The 21364-nt window shown below is 50.3% G+C and carries 24 protein-coding genes and 2 tRNA genes; 8 read left to right on the top strand and 18 right to left on the bottom strand.

Going from position 1 to position 21364, the window contains the following annotated elements:
* Positions 1–21 precede the first annotated feature (21 nt).
* Positions 22–549, top strand: coding sequence for a GNAT family N-acetyltransferase (locus KP806_RS24855; RefSeq protein WP_224726452.1), 528 nt, complete (start codon positions 22–24; stop codon positions 547–549).
* A gap of 117 nt (positions 550–666) precedes the next feature.
* Here the strand turns inward: KP806_RS24855 and KP806_RS24850 are convergent, their stop codons facing one another.
* Positions 667–960: a hypothetical protein gene (locus tag KP806_RS24850; RefSeq protein WP_224726451.1), complete on the bottom strand. Its 294-nt coding sequence runs from the start codon at positions 958–960 to the stop codon at positions 667–669.
* A 181-nt stretch (positions 961–1141) separates the two neighbouring features.
* Here KP806_RS24850 and motA point away from each other — a divergent pair, with 181 nt between their 5' ends.
* Together motA and motB are read left to right on the top strand one after the other, a co-directional pair.
* The gene (motA, locus tag KP806_RS24845; RefSeq protein WP_224726496.1) at positions 1142–1942 is read left to right on the top strand and encodes a flagellar motor stator protein MotA; all 801 of its coding nucleotides are present in this window, start codon (positions 1142–1144) and stop codon (positions 1940–1942) included.
* Positions 1926–2747, top strand: coding sequence for a flagellar motor protein MotB (gene motB / locus KP806_RS24840; protein WP_224726450.1), 822 nt, complete (start codon positions 1926–1928; stop codon positions 2745–2747). Before motA ends, motB begins: the two co-directional genes overlap by 17 nt.
* A gap of 87 nt (positions 2748–2834) precedes the next feature.
* Here motB and rluF read toward each other — a convergent pair whose 3' ends face one another.
* Together rluF and KP806_RS24830 are read right to left on the bottom strand one after the other, a co-directional pair.
* A complete protein-coding gene (rluF, locus tag KP806_RS24835) occupies positions 2835–3536 on the bottom strand; it encodes a 23S rRNA pseudouridine(2604) synthase RluF (RefSeq protein WP_224726449.1) in 702 nt (233 codons plus the stop codon).
* Between the two features lie 86 nt (positions 3537–3622).
* On the bottom strand, positions 3623–5443 hold the full coding sequence (locus KP806_RS24830; protein WP_224726448.1) for a sensor histidine kinase: 1821 nt from the start codon (positions 5441–5443) through the stop codon (positions 3623–3625).
* A 198-nt stretch (positions 5444–5641) separates the two neighbouring features.
* Here KP806_RS24830 and tadA point away from each other — a divergent pair, with 198 nt between their 5' ends.
* A complete protein-coding gene (tadA, locus tag KP806_RS24825; protein ID WP_224726447.1) occupies positions 5642–6106 on the top strand; it encodes a tRNA adenosine(34) deaminase TadA in 465 nt (154 codons plus the stop codon).
* An 8-nt stretch (positions 6107–6114) separates the two neighbouring features.
* Here the strand turns inward: tadA and KP806_RS24820 are convergent, their stop codons facing one another.
* On the bottom strand, positions 6115–6309 hold the full coding sequence (locus KP806_RS24820; protein WP_224726446.1) for an aspartyl-phosphate phosphatase Spo0E family protein: 195 nt from the start codon (positions 6307–6309) through the stop codon (positions 6115–6117).
* A 564-nt stretch (positions 6310–6873) separates the two neighbouring features.
* Here KP806_RS24820 and KP806_RS24815 point away from each other — a divergent pair.
* Positions 6874–8355 (top strand): UDP-N-acetylmuramoyl-L-alanyl-D-glutamate--2,6-diaminopimelate ligase, encoded by a 1482-nt coding sequence (locus KP806_RS24815; RefSeq protein WP_224726445.1) that lies wholly within the window; start codon positions 6874–6876, stop codon positions 8353–8355.
* 60 nt (positions 8356–8415) lie between these two features.
* Positions 8416–9159: a cysteate racemase gene (locus KP806_RS24810; protein ID WP_224726444.1), complete on the top strand. Its 744-nt coding sequence runs from the start codon at positions 8416–8418 to the stop codon at positions 9157–9159.
* A gap of 163 nt (positions 9160–9322) precedes the next feature.
* Here the strand turns inward: KP806_RS24810 and KP806_RS24805 are convergent.
* Positions 9323–9398, bottom strand: a tRNA-Arg gene (locus tag KP806_RS24805).
* A gap of 171 nt (positions 9399–9569) precedes the next feature.
* Here KP806_RS24805 and KP806_RS24800 point away from each other — a divergent pair.
* Entirely contained in the window at positions 9570–9899 is a 330-nt protein-coding gene (locus tag KP806_RS24800; RefSeq protein ID WP_224726443.1) for a hypothetical protein, read from the top strand.
* A 296-nt stretch (positions 9900–10195) separates the two neighbouring features.
* Here KP806_RS24800 and KP806_RS24795 read toward each other — a convergent pair whose 3' ends face one another.
* On the bottom strand, positions 10196–10561 hold the full coding sequence (locus KP806_RS24795) for a permease prefix domain 1-containing protein (protein ID WP_224726442.1): 366 nt from the start codon (positions 10559–10561) through the stop codon (positions 10196–10198).
* Complete coding sequence (locus KP806_RS24790; RefSeq protein WP_224726441.1) at positions 10558–10890, bottom strand: PadR family transcriptional regulator; 333 nt, start codon at positions 10888–10890, stop codon at positions 10558–10560. The genes KP806_RS24795 and KP806_RS24790 overlap by 4 nt, the downstream gene beginning before the upstream one ends.
* Positions 10891–11100: 210 nt before the next feature.
* Between KP806_RS24790 and KP806_RS24785 the strand changes: the two genes are divergently transcribed.
* A complete protein-coding gene (locus KP806_RS24785) occupies positions 11101–11460 on the top strand; it encodes a DUF4870 domain-containing protein (protein WP_224726440.1) in 360 nt (119 codons plus the stop codon).
* A gap of 88 nt (positions 11461–11548) precedes the next feature.
* On the opposite strand, the gene KP806_RS24780 is transcribed toward KP806_RS24785, so the two are convergent.
* The 11 genes from KP806_RS24780 to KP806_RS24730 all read right to left on the bottom strand — a co-directional run bounded on the left by KP806_RS24780 (position 11549) and on the right by KP806_RS24730 (position 21094).
* Entirely contained in the window at positions 11549–12604 is a 1056-nt protein-coding gene (locus KP806_RS24780) for a hypothetical protein (RefSeq protein ID WP_224726439.1), read from the bottom strand.
* Between the two features lie 155 nt (positions 12605–12759).
* The gene (locus KP806_RS24775) at positions 12760–12912 is read right to left on the bottom strand and encodes a small acid-soluble spore protein P (RefSeq protein WP_224726438.1); all 153 of its coding nucleotides are present in this window, start codon (positions 12910–12912) and stop codon (positions 12760–12762) included.
* A 67-nt stretch (positions 12913–12979) separates the two neighbouring features.
* Positions 12980–13156 (bottom strand): hypothetical protein, encoded by a 177-nt coding sequence (locus tag KP806_RS24770; RefSeq protein ID WP_224726437.1) that lies wholly within the window; start codon positions 13154–13156, stop codon positions 12980–12982.
* 15 nt (positions 13157–13171) lie between these two features.
* Positions 13172–13519, bottom strand: a complete 348-nt coding sequence (locus KP806_RS24765; RefSeq protein WP_224726436.1) for a hypothetical protein — start codon at positions 13517–13519, stop codon at positions 13172–13174.
* 120 nt (positions 13520–13639) lie between these two features.
* A tRNA-Ser gene (locus KP806_RS24760) sits at positions 13640–13728 on the bottom strand.
* 84 nt (positions 13729–13812) lie between these two features.
* A complete protein-coding gene (gene serS / locus KP806_RS24755; RefSeq protein WP_224726435.1) occupies positions 13813–15093 on the bottom strand; it encodes a serine--tRNA ligase in 1281 nt (426 codons plus the stop codon).
* 54 nt (positions 15094–15147) lie between these two features.
* Complete coding sequence (gene pdxT / locus KP806_RS24750; RefSeq protein WP_224726434.1) at positions 15148–15732, bottom strand: pyridoxal 5'-phosphate synthase glutaminase subunit PdxT; 585 nt, start codon at positions 15730–15732, stop codon at positions 15148–15150.
* Positions 15733–15809: 77 nt separating this feature from the next.
* On the bottom strand, positions 15810–16691 hold the full coding sequence (gene pdxS / locus KP806_RS24745) for a pyridoxal 5'-phosphate synthase lyase subunit PdxS (RefSeq protein WP_137186205.1): 882 nt from the start codon (positions 16689–16691) through the stop codon (positions 15810–15812).
* A gap of 128 nt (positions 16692–16819) precedes the next feature.
* The gene (locus KP806_RS24740) at positions 16820–18109 is read right to left on the bottom strand and encodes a D-alanyl-D-alanine carboxypeptidase family protein (protein ID WP_224726495.1); all 1290 of its coding nucleotides are present in this window, start codon (positions 18107–18109) and stop codon (positions 16820–16822) included.
* A gap of 187 nt (positions 18110–18296) precedes the next feature.
* Positions 18297–19754 (bottom strand): IMP dehydrogenase, encoded by a 1458-nt coding sequence (gene guaB, locus KP806_RS24735; RefSeq protein ID WP_224726433.1) that lies wholly within the window; start codon positions 19752–19754, stop codon positions 18297–18299.
* A gap of 143 nt (positions 19755–19897) precedes the next feature.
* Positions 19898–21094, bottom strand: coding sequence for a GNAT family N-acetyltransferase (locus tag KP806_RS24730; RefSeq protein ID WP_224726432.1), 1197 nt, complete (start codon positions 21092–21094; stop codon positions 19898–19900).
* Positions 21095–21364: the final 270 nt, after the last annotated feature.

The raw sequence follows: 21364 nt of genomic DNA, 5'->3' as shown, positions 1-21364 counted from the left end.
CGAGTCTGTTATAATGATTGCATGACTAACACAAATAAGCAAAGCTCCCATCATTATAAACGACATCCCGCCGTCATGACCATACACCCGCTTGAAATCCGGCATGCCCGGGAAATATGCGGCTGGGCGTACGAAGCCCCTTTCGACATTTATAACTGGCCCGATTGGGAAAGCATGCAAAAGGACGGAATCGAGTTTGGCGATCCCGTCCTGCGTGAAACCCAATATGCCGCTGTGCAGGGCTCCGGGCTTGAGCTGATCGGCTTCGCCCAGTTTTTCCCGATCGCCGGCGTAACGAGGCTGGGCCTCGGCCTGCGTCCGGACTTGTGCAGCCAAGGGCTGGGCGCGGCCTTCATCAGGCTCATTGCACAAGAGGCTCTCCTGCGCTCGCCCGGCAATGAAATCGATTTGGAGGTGCTGACCTGGAATACGCGCGCCATCCGCGCCTATGAACAGGCGGGCTTCCGCATCACGGATACGTACGCGCGCAGGACTGCTGCCGGCTTTGCGGACTGCCACTGCATGGTTTATATGCCATGCGATAGCTGACGCTCGCCGTTTCCGCCATGCTCCACATCCTTTAATCCATGAACAGAAATCATATTCTAATAGAATCGACAATCCTTTTAAAGATCCGACAGTTTGTCCTCCTGCGCTGGTGGAATATTAGATAAGCCGGATGATTTGCGTCACCTTATCGTCCTGCGATACCTCGATAATATGGTGCTTGCTGTTATGGCTGATCGTGCCTTTTCCCACTTCGATGACGGGATTTTGCCCCAAACCGAAGAATACGTCGTCCGCAAGAGCCTCCATAACTTCTCTGCGTTCCTCCGGCTGCAGCGCATCCCATTCCTCCCGCTCCATTTCAAAAAACGTATAGCTCTCCTCGATTTCCCCGACCGCCGAGGTCAAATCCTTCAATATATCCGCATATTCCCTGCCATGACGCACGCCCATCTTCTCGATTCCACCTTTTCATTGTCTATTTTAAAAGCGTCTTTCTACTATTCTACCGCATTTCACCAATTTTTAACGCTTTCATCTTCAAATCGTTCTATTTACTCTAACTTCGGATAGCCCAACTGTCGATAATAGAAGAAGTAGAGAATTGTCGAATAAGGATTAGACGGGGTGTATGATGAAAAATTCAACGATTATCGGTCTTGTGCTAGGTCTTGTCGCCGTATTGGGCGGAATGGTATTAAAGGGAGCCTCACTGGCCTCTCTTTTGAATCCCGCTGCTTATATGATTATTCTGCTCGGTACGGTCGCTTCCGTCATGATGGCCTTTCCCATGTCCGAGCTGTCCAAGGTCGGCAAGCTGCTCAAGATGGTGTTCACCGAGCAGAAGCTGCCGCAGCGCGACGAGCTGATCGAGCGCTTTATGGAATGGGCGTCCATCACGCGCCGCGAAGGGCTGCTCGCCCTGGAAGCGAAGGTGGACGAGATCGAGGATGATTTTCTGCGCAACGGGATGCGCATGATCATTGACGGCAACGATCAGGATTTCGTTCGCGACGTGCTGCTGGAGGACATCGGCGCTACCGAAGAGCGCCACAAGGCCGGAGCGCTGATCTTTACTCAGGCCGGCACATATGCGCCTACGCTGGGCGTGCTCGGAGCGGTCGTCGGCCTCGTGGCCGCACTGGCGGACATGAGCGACATGACCAAGCTCGCCCATGCGATTGCCGGGGCTTTCATCGCCACCCTGCTTGGTATATTTACAGGTTATGTATTGTGGCATCCGATTGCCAATAAGCTGAAGCGCATGTCGAAGAAGGAAATCCAGATTCGCCTCATGATGGTCGAAGGGCTGCTGTCCATTCAGTCCGGCGTTTCGACGATTGCGATCAACCAAAAGCTGTCTGTATTCCTGACGCCGACGGAAAGAGCGAAGATGAGGGAGAAGGAGGAAGGCGCCGTTGAGCAAAAAGTATAGACACGAGGAGCACGAAGAGCATGTAGACGAATCCTGGCTTATTCCTTATGCCGATCTGCTCACCCTGCTGCTTGCGCTGTTCATCGTGCTGTACTCCATGAACTCGCTCGACATTAAGAAATTTGAGGAAATGTCCCAAGCCTTTAATATTGCCCTGAACAACGGACAAGGTGTTCTTGAAAGTTCGACGATTGTGAAGATCGGCGACGACGAAGGCAAGAAGAGGGAAGAGGAAGGCAGCAAGGATGACAGCCAGAAGCAGAACCAGGATGAGCAGGCGCTCGAGGCGCTCAAGAAGAAGGAGCAGGAGGACCTCGAAAATCTGAAAAAGCAGATCGATGCCTATATCGAGAAAAACGGTTTAACCTCCGATCTGGAAACGAAGCTGAACTTCTCCCAGCTGATGATCACGATCAGCGACAACGCCTTGTTCGCGCCAGCCCAGGCGAGCGTAAAGCCCGAATCGCGTGAGCTCGCCGTCGCCATCGGCAAGATGCTGCAGAAGTATCCCGATTACGAGGTTATCGTATCCGGGCACACCGACAATGTGCCGATTAATACATCCGCCTTTAAGTCCAACTGGGATTTGAGCTCTACGCGGGCGATCCGTTTCATGGACATCCTGCTGGAGAACAAGAAGCTCGATCCGGTCCGCTTCAGCGCGATCGGCTACGGCGAATATCGGCCGGTGGCCGATAACAAGACGGCGGCCGGCCGCTCCAAAAACCGCCGCGTCGAGGTATCGATCCTCCATTCGTATACCGATGCCAATCAGGCGCAGAAACTGTCGGTCCAGAACGAATAGGCAAGCAGCTCTAAGTTCCGCTCAATATAGAAAAGCACCTTAAGCTCCATGTTTTCAAGTGGAGCATAAGGTGCTTCTTCGCTTACTCTAGACCGGCTCGTACTGCAGATTTTCGAACAGCTCCGCCTTCTCCGCATCCGTCAGGTCCCTCCATTTGCCGGACGGAAGCCCGCCGAGATGGATATTCATAATCCGCTGTCGCTGCAGCCTTCTAACGTGATAACCGAAAGCCTCGCACATTCTGCGGATTTGCCGGTTGCGTCCCTCCGTGAGAATGATCCGGAATACCCGATCGGTCACTCTCGTCACGACACAAGGCAGCGTCATGCTTCCGAGGATGCGGACTCCGCTCGACATGCCCGATAGAAACTCGGCCGTAACCGGGCGGTCGACCGTAACCAAATATTCCTTCTCGTGTTTGCCCTCCGAACGCAGGATCGGATTGACGATATCTCCGTCATTCGTGAGCAGGATCAACCCCTCCGAATCCTTGTCCAGCCTGCCTATAGGGAAAATACGCTCGGAATGGCCGACAAAATCGACAATATTCCCTTTGACATGCAGCTCGGTCGTGCTCGTAATGCCGACCGGCTTGTTCAGCGCGATATAAACGTGACGTTTCTGCTCCCCGATTCTCTTGCCGTCGATCCGGACGTCATCCCCCAGCTCCGCCTGGCTGCCCAGCTGGGCTACCGCGCCGTTAATCGTCACGCGCCCGCTGTCCACCAGCTTGTCCGCTTCCCGCCTGGAGCAAAAGCCCGTTTCGCTAATAAACTTGTTGATTCTCAAGTCTGTTTCACCCCGTCTAATGGAATGCCGATGCAGCTGTCCGCTCCTAAATCATCATGAAGCTCCGGCAATGGCTGCCCGCACATTTATGCTTCTAGTATAACCCTCTCGCTTTCTTCTTTCAAAGCGGGCAGCATGACGCCTACCGTCGTTCCGACGCCAACCTTGCTCTTAATTTCAATCGTCCCTTTATGGCTGCTGATAATGCGCTGGCTGACCATAATGCCAAGCCCCGTTCCCGTTTCCTTGCCCGTAAAAAACGGATCCCCGATCTTCGCTATCATCTCCTCCGGTATGCCTTCCCCTTCATCGGTAATAGAAATGCATACATTATCCCGTTTGCCCGTTATCTGTATATGGATCAAGCCGCCACCCGGCATCGCTTCGATCGCATTTTTCAGCAAGTTGATAAATACCTGCTTAAGCTGGTTCTCCTCGCAAGAAATCCGGCAATCCTCCTCCGTGAAGGAGCTGCGGAACTCGATGTTGTGAAGCAGCGCTTCGCTGTTCATCAGAGCGATGACATCCTGCAGGACGTTCCTGACATCCTTCACAATAAACCTGGTCGCCTGCGGCTTGGCCAAAATCAGAAACTCGCCCACGATTAAATTGATCCGGTCAAGCTCGGAAAGCATCAGACTGACATGCGATAACGCCAGCTTCTTGCTCTCCTTCTGAAGCTGCAGGAAACCCCGCAGCGTCGTAAGCGGGTTTCGGATTTCATGGGCGACGCCCGCGGCGAGCTGGCCGACCGTCGTCAGCTTCTCCGACCTCCGCAGCAGCTCGTCCATCTTGTTCCGGCTGCGCATATCTCTTGAGATGCTTGCGAAAGCGCGGATCGTACCGTCCGAATCGCGAATCGGCGATATCGTAACGCTCACGGGAATCATTTCTTCCGATTTGGTCATCCGCATCGTTTCCTGTGCCTGAACCGCCTTGCCCGCCAGCAGCTGTTCGAGCATCTGCTTCTTCTCGGCCCGGTGACTGGACGGAATGATCGGTTCGGTCAAGCCGATCGCCTCGTCCTCCTCGTAACCGAAGAGCAGATTAAAGGCACGGTTGACTTGAATGATTTTCCCGTCCAGGTCGAACAGGTGAATCGCGTCGCTCGTATGGTTGATAAACGACTCCAGATGCTCCTTCATCCGGCGGTTCTCCTCAAAAGCTCTGCGCAGCTTGTTCATGTAAATGCTTAAATTTTGCGACATGGCGTTGATCTTCAGCGCGAGCAAACCAAACTCGTCCTTGCGCCTAATCTGAATCGGCTGCTGGAACCTGGCGGAAGACACCTCGTTCACCTTCCACAATATATCCTTGAGCGGGCGGATCATCACACCGACCAGCCAATAGCTGAACAACAAAACGAGCAGCACTGTAACGCCCATAAAGATAAGCGTATCGTTCCGCTTGCTGCTGACCAGCTTGTTCATGCCTTCCTGGTCATAAACGAAGCTGATAATATAATTACCGGCGCCTTCCATCGCATAATAGCTGCGGGAGTATGGCTTGCCGTCGATGAACATATTTCGCCATACAAAGCCCTCGGTTCTGGCGGACGCGGCATAACCGGCGTCGCTTTCCGAGTCGAGAAACGAATAAGTGCCGTAAGGCACCGTAAGGGTGTCTTGATCGAATACGGTAATTTCCTTTATATTGGGGTTTAATGACTTGACGATATCGAAAATCTGTCCGGGTCCCGACTGAGGATTCGCCGTCGGGCTCTGATCAGGCTGATTCTCGAACTCCGCAAATGAGCCGGCAACGTGCACAGACGTATCCCGCATCATGCCGCGCACCTGCTCGCGCATATTCCGGATCAACGAGTATTCGCTTAAAAAGTGGTGTAAAATGAAAAGCGTCAATACGATCACGGTGATCAAAAATGAAAATTTCATCTTAATGGACAATAAACGACACATCCTTTAAACATAAGCAGTTTATAAACAGGTTGTTAACATTACCAACAAAACTTATGCACAGCCCTTGATAAGTTGTGTGTAAACTTGTGTGTATTACAAAAGTTATCCACAAATTTATCCACTACATGTTAACAACAGAATATTTGTTCGTTGTATAATGGCGATATTGGAAAGGGGTTAGGGCACATGCTTAGAGAACAGGAAGATCAGAGATGGATGCTGGAAGCTATTGCAGAAGCCAACAAAGCCGAGCAAATCGGGGAGGTTCCCATTGGGGCCGTAATCGTAAGAAATAATGAAATTATCGGTCGGGGCTACAATTTGCGTGAGACGCGGTTCGATCCGACTGCGCATGCCGAAATGGTAGCCATACGAGACGCCTGCGATCGCATTGGCGCGTGGAGATTATTGGACTGTACCTTATATGTCACGCTGGAGCCTTGTCCCATGTGTGCGGGCGCCATCGTACAAGCGCGCGTGAAGCGCGTTGTTTATGGAACGACGGATCCGAAGGCCGGTTGTGCGGGTACGCTCATGAACTTGCTGCAAGAGCCCCGTTTCAACCATGAAACGGAGCTCACTAGCGGTATTCTTCAGCCTGAATGCGCAACGTTGCTGACCCAATTCTTCCGCCGGCTGAGAGAACGTTAGAAGCCGCGCTACATGTCTTCGCGGCGTATGGAGACATTCATTAGCTCATTTCGTTGTATATGCTGTAACGCAACAATTAATTGATCGGCCTCTTCGCTTACTGCCAGAACATCCGGATCTGTCAAACTGCCGCGTGCATCGGCTATTTCATGAAGCTTTAGCCGCAGCGACTGTAACTGTATTAGCAGGTGTTTTTTGTCCATAGCTCGCTTCGGGGCACGCTCCTTATCTGACACTCGTGTGGTAATAGTTCTATTATACTCCCGGCTTTATAAGGAGTTTGTAAAATCTTGTCGATGAACGCCTATAATTTTCAGGCATTTTTCGACAAACGCTCATTTTTTCTTACGTTTCGTGGTTCTTTTTGACTAAATACTTATTCCAGTAGAGTACAATTGTCGATTTACCGAAAATAATGCATTCGAATTGCATAATGATTCCCAATTTTTCGATCCCTTCCTCTTTTCCACGTTCCATGTCGTTTTCATGGCCGTCCGACGGCGGAGCAGATGCCCTTTCATGCGTTTGCCCCTGCTGTCATTTCCGTCTAAATCGCGGACCTGACGCCCCTTCCGGCGTGCAAAAATGAGGATAAATCCATTTGTATTATAAGTAGGTATGAAGTAAAATAATTTGAAACATGACACCGTTCGGACAAGCATGCCTATGGTGCCGTTTCAAAACATTTTCGGCGGGAAGATCGCCAACAAGCTCTTCGGGAGATAGTCCTCCTTCCTTGCATAAGTCACTAGATTGGAGCTGATCGCATGTTATTGACAGCCGTAGTCCGAGATTTGTCTTACGAGCTGGTGAAAGGTGATTTACATATAGAAGTAAGCTCCATCGCTTACGATTCGAGAGAAGCCGCGCCTCACGGCGTATTTGTGGCGATTACGGGTTTTTCCGTCGACGGGCATCGGTATATCGGTAAAGCTGTCGAGCAGGGCGCATCCGTCATTATCGTCGAGAAGGACGTCGAGATTGAGGCGGATGTAACCGTTTTGAAGGTGAAGGATACGCGCGATGCACTCGCGAGGGTATCGTCAAACTTCTACGGCCGTCCGACGGAGAAGATGAATCTGATCGGAATAACGGGTACAAACGGGAAAACGTCCATCACTTATTTTCTCCAATCTATCTTTGAGCATTCGGGAACTTCGCTTGGCATCATCGGTACGATCGGAACGGTCATCGGCGACAGAGTGCTCAAAAATAAAAATACAACGCCGGAGTCCTTGAATCTCCAGCAAATTTTTGCCGAAATGACTGCGGAGGATATCAAGCATTGCGTTATGGAGGTGTCCTCCCACGCACTGAACTTGAACCGCGTTGCCTATACAAGCTACAATACCGGCGTATTTACCAACTTAACGCCCGACCATCTGGAGCTGCACAACACGATGGACGAATATTTTGAAGCGAAGGCCAAGCTGTTCGAGATGACGTCGGATTACAATATCATTAATGCCGACGACGAATATGGACGGAAGCTGATCAGCCGGCTGGCAGACCGTTCGGCCAAGCTTCTGACCTACGGCATCGAGCAGCCTGCGGATATTTATCCGACAGACATCCGCTATGAAGCCGACCATACGGTGTATACCGTCAATACGCCGAAAGGCAGCGCCCTGATCAGGGTGAATCTGCCCGGCGCTATCTACGTGTACAACAGCCTGGCCGCCATCGCAGCGGCTTATTGCAATCAATTCAGCATGCAGCAAATTGCTGACGGCATCGAAGCCGTGGAAGGGATTAAAGGCCGGCTGGAGGTCGTCTATCAGGATGAGGATACGAAGATTATCGTCGATTTCGCCCATACCGAGGACAGCCTCGAGAAGGCGTTGAAGACGATCCGGCCTTTTACAAAAGGCAGAATCATTCTCGTATTCGGCGTTTATGCCGCCGATGGGGAACCGGGCAGGGATAAGCGGAGGGGAATGGCCAAGGTAGCTGCCGCCCACGCCGATTTTTCCGTCGTTACCTCCGACAATCCGAAGGAGCAGGACAACAACATGATCATCCGGGAAATCGTCGAAGGCATTGAAGCCCATAACGGCGCTTACGAGGCGATCGTCGACCGTAAGGCTGCGATTGCGTTTGCGATCGAAATCAGCAAAGCAGGCGACGTCATTCTCATCGCCGGAAAAGGCCACGAAACGTCGCAAATTATCGGCAAGACGGAAATTCCTTTTAATGAAGCGGAGATCGTTAAGGAGATCAAGAACAACGAAAGACTAACGTCGCACTAAAGCACATGGAGGCTGACAGCTCTCTTTTATTACTATATCTTTTAAAGTAGGTTGAAACTCATGATGGAACATAAAAGCTTAGGCGTCATCGGCGGGATGGGACCGAAGGCCACGTCCGTTTTTTTCGACCAGGTCATTGAGAATACGGTTGCGGAGCGCGATCAGGACCATATTAATATGGTCATTCTTAATCACGCAGCGCTTCCTGATCGGACAAGCGTCATCTTGGGCAAACAGGAAGAACGGTTTCTTGAAGCGGTCGCCAAAGATATCAAGCTGCTGGAAGCCGCCGGCGTAGCCCATATAGCCATACCTTGTAATACTTCGCATTACTTTTATAACGATATGCAGCGGATGACGAGCGTTCCGATTATTAATATGGTCGACGAGACCCTGAAAACGATCTTCGAGCGGTTCGGCGATCATTGCAAGGTCGGCATTCTGGCGACGAACGGCACCGTAAGCAGCGGCGTCTATCGCAACGGCTGCGAGAAATACGGTATGGAGCTTCACGAACCGAACGCGGCTATTCAGGAGCATGTCATGGACATCATCTATAATAAGGTGAAGCGCAACCTGCCCGTAGAGCCGTCCGAGTTCGAAGGCATTATCGGGGAGCTGTTGGATCGCGACAACTGCCAATGCGTAATCATCGCCTGCACGGAGCTGTCCTGCATTCCAATACGGCCGGAGGTTGCGGAACACTGCGTGGACGCAATGAACGTTCTGGTGGAGCGCTCTATTGAGCTTTCGGGAAAAACATCGATCCGTAGTCAAACGAAGACGGATGAAGCCGTTCTTTGACGGATATTTCATAATGAAAAAGCATGCTCCGCAATCGGACAATCGTTCGTTCGCGGGGCATGCTTTTTTTTCGATACTTTCGCTTCAGAGAGACAAAAAATCCCCAGCGTGTGATAGTCACGCGGGGATTGTACGTTTATTATCGATGTTTCGTTTGGAAAACTGGCGGCCCCGAGACGACTCGAACGTCCGACACACGGTTTAGGAAACCGATGCTCTATCCACTGAGCTACGGGGCCACAGCAATAATCATTATATCACAAATTTTGACGTCAGCCAAAAAGAATTATGGATACTATGCTAAAATATGAATTCGTGTGCAACCCTCGAACCTTTTCCCTTTTTACACGTATCAGTAAGACATACAGTCGCTGACAATGAATTTCAAATAGGAAGGAGGACACCCAACCATGAAAGCAGCAAAAAACCTGATGTTGATTACGGGCATATTCGAGGCGGTTTTAGGCATACCGGTGCTCGGCGGAGCCTTTGTCATGTTATCCGGCTACACGCTCTTGTTCGCCACGCTGGCGCTTCATATCGTAACGCTAGTGCTCTGCTCGCAGCATAACCGTCCTGTCGCAGGCAGCATTCTCGGCATCGTAACGTCCGTTCTGGCGTGGATCCCGGTTTTGGGCATGCTGATGCATATCGCCACGGCCATCGTTCTTCTCATCACCGCTGCCAAAAGAGAAGTCCCGCCGATGCCGCCGATCCCTCCCGCTCCGGGCAGCTTTTAAATTAACGTCCTGATAATCGTTGCGACGATCGAGGCGATCTATCCTACATCAAACGTTGATTAGCTGTATTTCTTGTATTTATTTATCAAGATAAGGCTGGTTTCCGCAAAATAACTGTATCCGATGTATATAAATCGCAGGAAAGCTCCAAACGGATCGATTTCCCTGGATTTAGATACAAGGAATACAGTTATTTTTTGGTAATAAGGCTTTTCGCCAGAAAGAAATACGTGAAATCCAGTTATTATTCCAATAGACTCATTTCAACTTTGCTGCTGCTCCGCCCTAACATGTTTTTACGGCGACGAGCGCTCAGAATAAAGCCAATAGCAGCCAGCTCCAAAATCGAGCTTGCATTTAGCCACAAGCCCGCTCCCGACTAGTACTCCCACTAATCCGAGCAAACCCCAATCCATGATCGGCTTGTGGAAGGTATTCAGCTGCTTTCCGACAACATGCGGCTCTCCCATTTGTTTAATCGTTTCTCGTGCCGCCTCCGTCTCAGAAAGCCCCTGACTCAGCTTCTCATCCATCACTTCTTCCAAATGACTGAGCAGCTCCGCATTAACATCAGAATGAATATCCTTTACCTTGATATGACGACATACCTGTGTGAGGTAATCGTCAAATAACCGATTTTCATTCGGGAACCGGCTGCTCATGCTTGTCCCTCCCCAATAACCTGGTCGACAGTTGTGCGGAACAACGTCCATTCCTTCTTTTTCTTCGCCAATTGAAGTCTGCCCTCATCCGTTAAGCGATAATATTTCCTCTTCCGGCCTCCTTCTTCATGCCAGAACGCCTCTACCAGCCGTTCCACCTCAAGCGTATGTAAAATAGGATATAACGTTCCTTCTTTAAAGGTGAATAAGCCGCTGGAGCGGCGCTCGATTTCTTTTGCCATTTCATAGCCGTACATTTCCTTCTGGTTAAGCAAAGTCAAAATCAAGATCACCGTGCTTCCCTTCATCAGTTCTTTGTTTATTTTCATAGCTCCTCCTACTTCGATACATCGTTATAACATACATCGAATATCTATGTATAATATAACGAAAACACTTGCCAGATGCAAACAAATTCCATATGATTAAGCGTGACCGCTTTCGCACACATATTTATGCATATCTGTCGGCCGCTCTAACGTATAAGTACATATGTGAGCGAAGTCGGCTTACATTATACGAAAGGGAGGCCATTTATAATGGACTATCAACCATATGGATTGCACAAAGAGGAGAAAACTTACGGAATGCTTTGCCACCTGCTGTCTCTAAGCGGATTAATCGTTCCGTTCGGCAGCATTATCGGGCCGCTTGTCATCTGGCTTATCAAAAAAGATCAGTCGCATTTCGTGGATATGCACGGCAAGGAGTCGCTGAATTTCCAAATCAGCGTAGCCATCTACAGCATCGTATCCGCACTCTTGATGCTCGTCCTGATAGGTTTCGCACTCGCCATCGCCGTCTTTATTTTCTGGATCGTCTATACGATCATCGCATCGATCCGAGCATCCGAGGGCAAAGACTACCGTTATCCGCTCACCATCCGTTTTCTCAAATAAGACAACGCCAGGCGGCGGGATCTCCGGTTCCTGCCGTTTTTGTATTCCTCGCACAAAAAAAACAGTCCCCCGAAAGGGACTGTTTCTCTTATAGAGCTGCCGGGAGTTCGAACATTTTTGTCAGCTCGTCAAGCGTCATCGCATCGGCCGGAAGCTCCTCGAACGTAACTTCTTTATCAATATCCGTTAAATTAGCATTAAAATGAAGACCAAGCTTTACCTGCTGTCCGGTCGCTTTATCTTTAGCCTCGATATTTACCTGGCCAGCCTGATAAACCAAATAGCCGTCTTTAATTGCGCCTGTCAGCTTAAGCTGATTTACTTTTACGTCGTTCTTCAGAACGTTGAGTACTTCGGCTTTGTTTGCTTCCAGCTCGCTCTTAAACTTCTCGATATCGGCTTTCTGAAGCTGCAGGGACTTTAAGTACGCTTCATTGTTAAGCAGAATATCGATGATTTCCGGCAGTACCTTATCGACTACCGTGTCCACTGTCTGGGCGTAGTTGCTTTCATTTACCTCAACCGCTACGATTTGATCGGCTTTCAGGTCCTCAGGCAATCCAGCATCCTTCGCTTTAGGCTCACTGAAGTAAGTTTTTTCGTCAAAATGCTTCAGCAGCGCCTCTCCTAGCTCCTTGCCCAGCTTCTGCTGCTCGGCCATATCGATTTCCAAGCCGCCTTGTTGAGCCGCGAGCTCCTTCAAATCGATTTTTATATATTTGCCTGTCGCGGTTTCCGGAAGAGCAAGCATAGGAATTTGCGGAATTTTGACGTACAGCAAATCCTGTGTCATGATCATCGGCACCGTCAGCTTCATTTCCATATCGCCGGGCACCACAACCTCGACGTTCATATCCGTTCTCATCGGATCCTTCTTGTAGACGGCATCGATCTTGACCGAAGCGCCCTTCAGCATACCTGCCATCGCTGCGGCAGCGGCGGCTTCCGCCTGTACTGCAGCGTTCTGGGGAATAACCAGCTCATCAAGGCTGAGTGTCATTTGCATCTTATAAGAGTCCGCTTCCGCGTTTTTCGCCATGGCTGCCGTCAAAGCTTCCTTTGGCGGTTTACCGGAGCTGCAGCCGGCAATGACGATCAAAATAACGGCTAAAAGCAATACCGTTATTTTCTTAACTTTTTTCATGTACGATGTTCCTCCCCTGAACTTGTATAAACACCTCCATTCTATAATATAAAAGGGTCTTTTAGAAGCAGTAACCAAAAAATCCCGTTCCATAAATCTGAAACGGGACGTTTGATCTATTCACGATAAGACCATCGGCTTGCTTTACGTTACATTTAACCCTCCGGATTCAAGTGGCTCACGTGATTGTTCTGCTTCGTTTTCTTGGATCCGGATAAAGGAGCCTGCGGGCGATTGTCGTTATTTTGCCTTCTCTTCACGTTGCTCGGATTGCTGTCCGGTACCGGATAGCTGTCTGGTTTCGTCATTCAAGCCACACCTTCCGCTATGTTCTTGATCTTACATTACCTTAGAGGCATCAATACCGGTGACCCGTTAGCTTCTTGGATGCCCCAAATCGGACGGCTGATCGAAATTCAACGAGTCTTGATGGCGGCGGTCGTTTTTATCCTGCTGAAGCTGTTGGGCATGGTGGCTGTTCACCGGTGTCGTTTCCAGCGCCTCTACAACATTCGTTAAATTTTTATCCGCTGTCCCTTTTGCCTTAGACATGTACACTCTTCCCTTCTATGCGTGAGTCAGCTGTTGAAGCGATTGTGCGCATTCATGAAGATGTCTCGTATAATCCTGGATAAGCTGCTGAATGATTTCACCGCGTTCATCGATGTTAATATTGCCCTTTTCCACATCGATCAGCTCGACCCGCACTTCGCGGCTATCCACGTAGGTGACTTTAAAATCAAAAGAATACTGTTGATGACCCGCTGTATCAATCGTTACCCGAAGGGCATTCGTATCGGCTTCGTCCGGCAGCACCGTGCTTCGGTCGGCTTTGTTCATAACCACCGGCAGCGTTCTGCTCCATGCTTCCGCCAATTGTCCTTGATCCACTTTTAGCTCATCTGATTTGCCCATGTTAGAAGCACCTCCACAAGCTTTAACATGCGAAGGCGGCGTTGTTTTTATACGATCGTGCAGGTACAAAAAAAGCCCAAACGCATGCGTCTGGACTTGATCTTATGTAGTTGAGATTGCTGGCGGAGAGGGTGGGACTCGAACCCACGTGAGCTTGCGCTCTAACGGTTTTCAAGACCGCCCCGTTATGACCGCTTCGGTACCTCTCCATATTGAAATCGTAACAAATCGTATTGTACCACAAGCCAAAATACAGAAGCAAGTCAATTTTGGCTTGTGGTAAAAATTAAGCTTTAGCGTAGCTCGATGGAGCTGATGCCGCCCATGTATGGACGCAGCACTTCGGGAATCGTGACCGATCCGTCCGCTTGCTGATAGTTCTCGATAATGGCGGCAAACGTTCTTCCGACCGCAAGCCCCGAGCCGTTCAGCGTATGCACGAATTCCGGTTTGCTCTTCGCGTCTCTGCGGAAGCGAATGCCTGCACGGCGAGCTTGGAAATCCTCTACGTTCGAGCAGGATGAAATTTCGCGGTACGTCGCCGCGCTTGGCAGCCATACCTCAAGATCGTATGTCTTGGCGGCCGTAAAGCCCATATCGCCCGTACAAAGCGCCAGAACGCGGTATGGCAGCCCTAGAAGCTGCAGAACCTTCTCCGCATTCGCCGTCATCTTCTCAAGCTCGTCGTACGACTCCTCAGGCTTCGTAAGCTTGATCAGCTCCACTTTGTTGAACTGATGCTGGCGGATCAATCCGCGCGTATCCCGGCCTGCCGAGCCCGCCTCCGAACGGAAGCAGGAGCTGTATGCGACAAAATATTTAGGCAGCTCTTCAGCCGTCAAGATTTCCTCGCGATGCAGATTCGTAACCGGTACCTCTGCCGTAGGAATAAGGTAGTACTCCGAATCCGTCAGCTTGAACAGATCCTCCTCAAACTTCGGAAGCTGTCCGGTGCCGAAAAGGCTGTCGCGGTTCACGATATACGGCGGCAGCACTTCCTCGTAACCATGCCGGTCGCTGTGAAGATCCATCATAAAGCTGATTAGGGCGCGTTCCAGACGTGCGCCTAACCCGCGGTAAAACGTGAACCTGGAGCCCGTTACCTTGCCCGCCCGTTCAAAATCCAGAATGCCTAACGCTTGAGCGATTTCCCAATGAGGCTTAGGCTCAAAGTCAAAAGCAGGAATATCGCCGTTGCGCCGCAGTTCTACGTTATCTTCCTCGGATTTGCCAACCGGGACGCTGTCGCTTGGAATATTCGGAATCGCCTGAGTCAGCTCATCCACCTGAACCTCCAGTGCGCGCAGCTCCTCGTCCAGCTCCTTGATGCGATCGCCGACTTCTCTCATTTCGACAATAAGCGCATCGGCATCTCCGCCCGATTTTTTAAGCTTGGCTACTTCTTGAGAAACCGTATTTCTGCGGTTTTTCAAATTTTCCGTTTCCTGAATCAAATCGCGGCGCTTCGTGTCCAGCACCGGGAAATCGGCAATCAAATCGAGCGATGCACCGCGGTTGCGCAGCGCCTGCTCGACCTTCTCAAAGTCATTTCTAAGCAATTTAACATCCAACACGGTAAGTAAAGCCCCTCTCTGAAGGGAGTAGTGTGTGCACTTGTATTGAACCGATCAAGCCTTGCTTGCTGCCGCTTCTTTCACCATATCCACAAAATAGGAATGCAGACTGTAATCGTCCGTCAGCTCCGGATGATAGGATACGGCAAGCAAGTGCCCTTGTCTGGCCGTGACAATCTCATCATTATAGGTCGATAGAACGTCAACTTCCGGTCCAACTTTTTTAATTAACGGCGCACGTATGAATACGGCCCGAACCGGCTCCTCGATGCCCTTCACCTGCAGGTCCGTCTCGAAGCTTTCGCGCTGACGCCCGAAAGCGTTGCGCGCAACCGTCATATCCATTACACGGAGATGCGCTTCTTCCTGGCCTTCGATGTGATCCGCCAGTACAATCAATCCCGCACAGGTGCCGAACAACGGTTTTCCTTGCTCCGAGAAATCGCGCAGTGCGTCCATAAATCCGTATTTCCGCATGAGCTTGCCAATCGTGGTGCTTTCGCCGCCCGGGATAACAAGACCTTGCAGCTCATCCAGCTGCTCAACCCGTTTCACCGCAACGGCTTCCGCGCCTGCAGATTCCAAGCTCCTAATATGCTCCGCTACAGCGCCTTGAAGCGCCAAAACGCCTATCTTCATCGAATTATTCGCCTTCCTTTACGGGCAAGAGCCGGCGGCGCTATTCGCGCTGAGCCGGCACCTGCTTGTCACCTCTATTAAATTCCGCGGTCCTGCATACGCTGAGCCGCTTCCAGCTTGGAAATTTCGATGCCCTTCATCGGAGTGCCGAGGTTTTTGGATACTTCGGCAATCAGCTTGTAGTCCTGGTAATGAGTAGTCGCTTCAACGATGGCGCGAGCGAACTTCTCAGGGCTGTCCGATTTGAAAATGCCGGAGCCCACGAACACGCCGTCCGCTCCCAAATGCATCATAAGCGCCGCGTCGGATGGTGTTGCTACACCGCCTGCAGCAAAGTTAACGACCGGAAGCTTGCCAGTCTCGTGAACATTCAGCAGCAGCTCGTAAGGAACGCCCAGCAGCTTGGCTTCATGATAAAGCTCGTCCTTCGACAAGCCTTGTACCTTACGGATTTGACCGTTGATCAAACGCAGGTGGCGTACCGCTTCGACGATGTTGCCCGTTCCAGGCTCGCCCTTTGTACGAAGCATTGCAGCACCTTCTTGAATACGACGCAAAGCTTCGCCGAGATCCTTCGCACCGCATACGAAAGGAATCGTAAATTCATTTTTGCTAATATGGAATACTTCATCCGCAGGCGTCAGAACTTCGCTTTCGTCAATATAATCAACGCCCATCGATTCAAGCACTTTCGCTTCCACGTAATGACCGATACGCGCTTTCGCCATAACCGGAATGGAAACTACCTTCATTACCTCTTCCACGATCGTCGGATCAGCCATACGAGCCACGCCGCCGGCAGCGCGAATATCGGAAGGCACGCGCTCAAGCGCCATTACCGCCGTCGCTCCCGCCGCTTCCGCGACCTTCGCTTGCTCGGCGTTCATAACGTCCATGATTACGCCGCCTTTTTGCATTTCCGCCATACCGCGTTTAACGCGCGATGTACCTGTTTCCATCCTACATTTCCTCCTATTATCCATACATCAAATTGTATATTACCGTAGTTGTTCTAACCATTGATTTTACAGGAAGCGTGAATAATCGACAACCCTTGTTTTCAGTATTTCCTTGTTTTTCACTCGGATTAGAACAAATTGACGATTCCGTTAAACAAACCCGCGAAAAAATCGCCGATCGCGCGGAACATCAGACGGAACCAGCCCGCTTTTTCGGCCTCTTCCGTCGTGATCAGGTTGACCGTATGCTCAAGCTTCTGATTTGTTTCCGGATCTGTGTAATTATAGGTAACCGTACCGACAACCGTGCCGACAGCAATCGGAGCCACCAGCTCGTCTTCGGATTTCACCTGGCTCTTCACCAGCTCGATTTTAGGCTCCGTGCCTTTCTTCACCATAAAGGTAATGTCCTTTTCGGTTACGACAGGAACGGTTTTCTTTTTCCCCTTCTTAATCTTAACCGTTTTGACCGATTCTACCACGGTTTTTGGAGCCATTACCGTCTTTTTCTCAAATGTATTATAGCCGTAATCATAAAGTTTCGCCGTCTCGATGAAACGGGCTGACATCGTAGCCGTATCCATGACGACGCTGATAAATCGGAGATCGCCTTTCTTCACCGTACCTGTAAAGTTGTAGCCAGCCGAATTGATGAATCCGGTCTTCATTCCGTCAACGCCCTCATAAGCCAAGTGCTTAAGTCCCGATTTATTCACATTGGAGCCGAGCATCCAGTTAAAGTTAACCATCGGTTCGGCATCCCGCTCGCGGAATTTATAGTCCTGCATGCTCGAGTATTCCAGAAACTCCGGATATTGCGTCAAAATAAGCCGGGCAAGCTTTGCCAGATCGGCTGCGGAAATAACTGTCGTATCTTCAAAGCCCGTTGCGCTTGCAAATACAGCTGTGGTTAGACCAAGCTCGTCTGCCATTTCGTTCATCTTGTCGACAAATGCTTGTTCCGTTCCCGCAATATGGGTCGCAAGCGCCCTCGTTGCGTCATTCGCCGAGCCTACCGCCATCGCTATATATAAATCCTTTACCGTATGCGTATCGCCTGCAGCCAGGAAGATTTGCGATTCTTCCGGCAGCGTGTCGGCCGCTTCAGCTGTTACGGAAATGGTTTGATCCCATTTCAACCGTCCCTCATTGATTTCCTTGAGCACGATATATTCCGTCATCAGCTTCGTCATGCTTGCCGGTGGAAGAGGCTCGTCCGAATTTACATCAAACAATATTTGCCCCGACTCTGCTTCCATTAGTATTGCCGATTTAACCTGCAAACCGAGGGCATTCTCCGTGCTAGGCCGATTAGCGTATCCTACCGCAAGTGCCGTAGTTGAGCCAAGGGACAGCACAACCATCCATATCGCCAAGCATGCGGCGATGACCGTCATCAACCGTACCGGTCTTACCATAACCTTCAACGTCTTCTCCCCTTTTCCCACATAAATTGTCCGTTGATAATTGTAACATATCGTCCCCTTACAATTAAACCTCTTAGTAGGTTACAAGTGTATGAGTATTCATTCATATAAAAAACAGACAGGAAAAGCGTCGTCCGCTTGTTCCTGTCTGTCTATTTGCCCATTAAGCGGGTCGAGCTTACAAAGAGTAGTTCGGCGCTTCCTTCGTAATTTGCACGTCATGCGGATGGCTCTCGCGGAGACCGGATCCGGTAATGCGTACAAACTGGGTGTCGTTCTTCAATTCGTTAAGCGAAGCCGTTCCGCAGTAACCCATACCGGAACGCAAGCCGCCAAGCAGCTGATGAACCGTATCTGCAAGAGGCCCTTTGTAAGGAACGCGGCCTTCGATACCTTCCGGAACAAGCTTGTTCTCGTTCTCCTGGAAGTAACGGTCCTTGCTTCCTTCCTTCATCGCGCCAAGCGAGCCCATACCACGGTATACTTTGAAGCTGCGGCCTTGGAAAATTTCGGTCTCGCCAGGGCTTTCAGCCGTACCTGCAAACAAGCTTCCGATCATAATCGCGCTCGCTCCGGATGCGATTGCCTTCGTAATATCGCCAGAGTATTTAATCCCGCCGTCGGCAATGACCGGAATGTTGTATTCACGGGCTACCGATGCGCAATCGTAAATTGCCGTAATTTGCGGTACGCCGATACCTGCGATTACACGGGTTGTACAAATCGAGCCCGGCCCGATGCCCACCTTAACAACAGAAGCGCCGGCTTCGATCAAATCGCGTGTAGCCTCGCCTGTAGCAACGTTGCCGGCGATGATCGTCAGATCCGGATAAGCCGCGCGCAGCTTGCGAACCGCTTCGAGAATGTTGATGTGATGGCCGTGCGCCGAATCGACTACCAGTACGTCAATGCCGGCTTGCACAAGTGCATCGGCACGATCCATCGTATCTTTGGAAATACCGACAGCCGCTCCGCAAAGCAAACGTCCGTGCTCGTCCTTTGCCGCATTCGGGAACTGAATCGCTTTCTCGATATCTTTAATAGTAATAAGGCCTTTAAGCGTGTTAGTCTCGTCAACGAGCGGCAGCTTTTCGATCTTGTGTTTCTGAAGCAAAATTTCCGCTTCCTGCAGCGTCGTGCCTACCGGAGCCGTAACCAGCTCTTCGCGAGTCATAACTTCGTGTATTTTAATCGAGTAATCGTGAACGAAACGCAAGTCGCGGTTTGTCAAAATGCCGACCAGCTTCTTATCCTGGTCAACGATCGGTACGCCGGAGATGCGGTATTTGCCCATCAATTCCTCTGCGTCATAAACATGATGATCCGGCGTAAGCGAAAACGGATTGGTGATAACGCCGCTCTCCGAACGCTTAACGCGATCTACTTCCTCCGCTTGCTGTGCAACCGACATATTCTTGTGAATAATGCCGATACCACCCTCACGCGCTATTGCAATCGCCAAAGCGGATTCGGTAACGGTGTCCATGCCTGCACTAATAAGCGGAATATTCAGCTTGATCTTCTCGCTCAATCGGGTCGAGATGTCAACTTCCCTAGGCAGCACTTCTGATTTGCGCGGAATAAGCAGGACGTCGTCAAACGTTAGCCCTTCTTTGGCGAATTTCGTTTCCCACACGAGTATGTTCCTCCCTTATTTTCAGTACGTCTCACGTATATTATTGCAATATTAGCAGAGGGGGTATAGGCTGTCAAGGCTCAAGCACAGCTTGTATTTCCCGTATGTTTACGGACTTCAATGAAGCTGCAGCGATCATTTCCTCAGAAAAAGTCGGGCAAATACGTCGTTCGTTCGGGAATACGCGCTTGTAAGCGTTTAATAGCTTCGCTCTCGCCGGTAATGCGTGTCAATTGGGCCAAACGGGCTGGTTTCTGGTAGCCTAACAGCATACAGGTAAAGGTACCGATATCCGTTGTTATCGTCATCGAATGGTTTATTTTTTCTTTAATGCGTACCATTTCCGCCTTCCCTTCAGGAGATATCCGAAGCAAAAAGCAGCCTTCGTTCCATTCGGCATGAATGTCCGTAAGCTCAACCAGTAACTGATCCTCCCGATCGGAAGCCTCAAACGGATACTGCCTGACAAAGGCTTCGGCATCGACGATGCGAGCCATAAAGTACGGTATAATTTCCTGCTTGATTCTCGGATTCGACAAAGTAAAGGGTAACAAATCGTCGGATGGTACCGTTACGGTCAACTCTCCGATCATCGAATCATGTTGAGCGATAAAAGACCACAAGCCCGAGCTGGCCTCTTGGCTCAAGCTTACAAGCTCATGAACGCGAAGCTTCATTTCCTTCACTTCGTAAATCAGATAACCTTCCGGCTGTTCCTGCTCATTGTAATAAACGGCGATTTGCCCCGGCTTTCGTTTGGCGATGCGGTACTTCCACCATTGCTCCGTACGCATAAGAGATCCGTTATATTTCGAAGCATAACCCTCATATATCGGATACAGCAAATCATAAGAGCCGGAATGTCTTGCGACTCGACCGGCAACAGCCGTACGCAGCGGCAGCTGGTCTGCCTTAATCGTGTAAGATTTATGTTCGGTATAAGTCTCCCAGCCAAACCTTCGATAAAATCCGAATGCAAACGGATGTAGAAAAGAAATTGTAAGTCCCTTTTCCTTCATCGTTTGAAGCGAATGAACGAGCAGCTTTGCGACTAAGCCCTGCCTTCTATATTCCGGCCACGTCGCCACGCCTGCCAGCCCACCCATCGCGAATGGCCTGCCGTTAATGTAGGTTTGCAGCTCCAGTACGGTTGCTTGCGCCGCCATCTGTCCATTAATAAAGGATCCCCAGCGATCGGCCGGCTCGTCTTGAAGCTGATCCTTCGTTTGCTCAAGCTCCTGCTCCGTCCTTTCGTACTGAAAAGCAAACTGCGAAAGTGCCATACTTTCATTAAAATGCTCCAAAGTAACGGGTTTTATTTCTACGTTTAGCGGTTTCATTGACATATGCCTCCCTGCTTACACTTTTTCTCAAGCCACCATAATCATACAGCCAAAAAGCAGATAAAGGAAACACAAAAAACCGCGCCACTCATCAAGCACAACAAAAAACCTGCCGCATAACTGCGACAGGCTTCCCGTGCTTGGCGACGTCCATTCCGCACCGGATGATTCTGCTTCTTAGATTCACTTCAAGGTCGGCATCTGAACATTCCGCTTAAGCCGGGCCTGCTTCACGAGTGACTTCGATCATGGTTCAGTTACTCTCCC

The organism is Paenibacillus vietnamensis (genome assembly GCF_020169515.1).
In the GTDB taxonomy this organism is placed as follows: domain Bacteria; phylum Bacillota; class Bacilli; order Paenibacillales; family Paenibacillaceae; genus Pristimantibacillus; species Pristimantibacillus vietnamensis.
This window is presented reverse-complemented; position numbering and strand designations above follow the sequence as displayed.

Excerpts from the sequence above, each read along its gene's own strand:
- KP806_RS24855 (WP_224726452.1), top strand. The coding sequence starts at position 22 with ATGACTAACACAAATAAGCAAAGCTCCCATCATTATAAACGACATCCC.
- KP806_RS24850 (WP_224726451.1), bottom strand. The coding sequence starts at position 960 with ATGGGCGTGCGTCATGGCAGGGAATATGCGGATATATTGAAGGATTTG.
- motA (WP_224726496.1), top strand. The coding sequence starts at position 1,142 with ATGAAAAATTCAACGATTATCGGTCTTGTGCTAGGTCTTGTCGCCGTA.
- tadA (WP_224726447.1), top strand. The coding sequence starts at position 5,642 with ATGCTTAGAGAACAGGAAGATCAGAGATGGATGCTGGAAGCTATTGCA.
- KP806_RS24820 (WP_224726446.1), bottom strand. The coding sequence starts at position 6,309 with ATGGACAAAAAACACCTGCTAATACAGTTACAGTCGCTGCGGCTAAAG.
- KP806_RS24815 (WP_224726445.1), top strand. The coding sequence starts at position 6,874 with ATGTTATTGACAGCCGTAGTCCGAGATTTGTCTTACGAGCTGGTGAAA.
- KP806_RS24810 (WP_224726444.1), top strand. The coding sequence starts at position 8,416 with ATGATGGAACATAAAAGCTTAGGCGTCATCGGCGGGATGGGACCGAAG.
- KP806_RS24800 (WP_224726443.1), top strand. The coding sequence starts at position 9,570 with ATGAAAGCAGCAAAAAACCTGATGTTGATTACGGGCATATTCGAGGCG.
- KP806_RS24795 (WP_224726442.1), bottom strand. The coding sequence starts at position 10,561 with ATGAGCAGCCGGTTCCCGAATGAAAATCGGTTATTTGACGATTACCTC.
- KP806_RS24790 (WP_224726441.1), bottom strand. The coding sequence starts at position 10,890 with ATGAAAATAAACAAAGAACTGATGAAGGGAAGCACGGTGATCTTGATT.
- KP806_RS24785 (WP_224726440.1), top strand. The coding sequence starts at position 11,101 with ATGGACTATCAACCATATGGATTGCACAAAGAGGAGAAAACTTACGGA.
- KP806_RS24780 (WP_224726439.1), bottom strand. The coding sequence starts at position 12,604 with ATGAAAAAAGTTAAGAAAATAACGGTATTGCTTTTAGCCGTTATTTTG.
- KP806_RS24775 (WP_224726438.1), bottom strand. The coding sequence starts at position 12,912 with ATGACGAAACCAGACAGCTATCCGGTACCGGACAGCAATCCGAGCAAC.
- KP806_RS24770 (WP_224726437.1), bottom strand. The coding sequence starts at position 13,156 with ATGTCTAAGGCAAAAGGGACAGCGGATAAAAATTTAACGAATGTTGTA.
- KP806_RS24765 (WP_224726436.1), bottom strand. The coding sequence starts at position 13,519 with ATGGGCAAATCAGATGAGCTAAAAGTGGATCAAGGACAATTGGCGGAA.
- pdxT (WP_224726434.1), bottom strand. The coding sequence starts at position 15,732 with ATGAAGATAGGCGTTTTGGCGCTTCAAGGCGCTGTAGCGGAGCATATT.
- pdxS (WP_137186205.1), bottom strand. The coding sequence starts at position 16,691 with ATGGAAACAGGTACATCGCGCGTTAAACGCGGTATGGCGGAAATGCAA.
- KP806_RS24740 (WP_224726495.1), bottom strand. The coding sequence starts at position 18,109 with ATGGTAAGACCGGTACGGTTGATGACGGTCATCGCCGCATGCTTGGCG.
- KP806_RS24730 (WP_224726432.1), bottom strand. The coding sequence starts at position 21,094 with ATGAAACCGCTAAACGTAGAAATAAAACCCGTTACTTTGGAGCATTTT.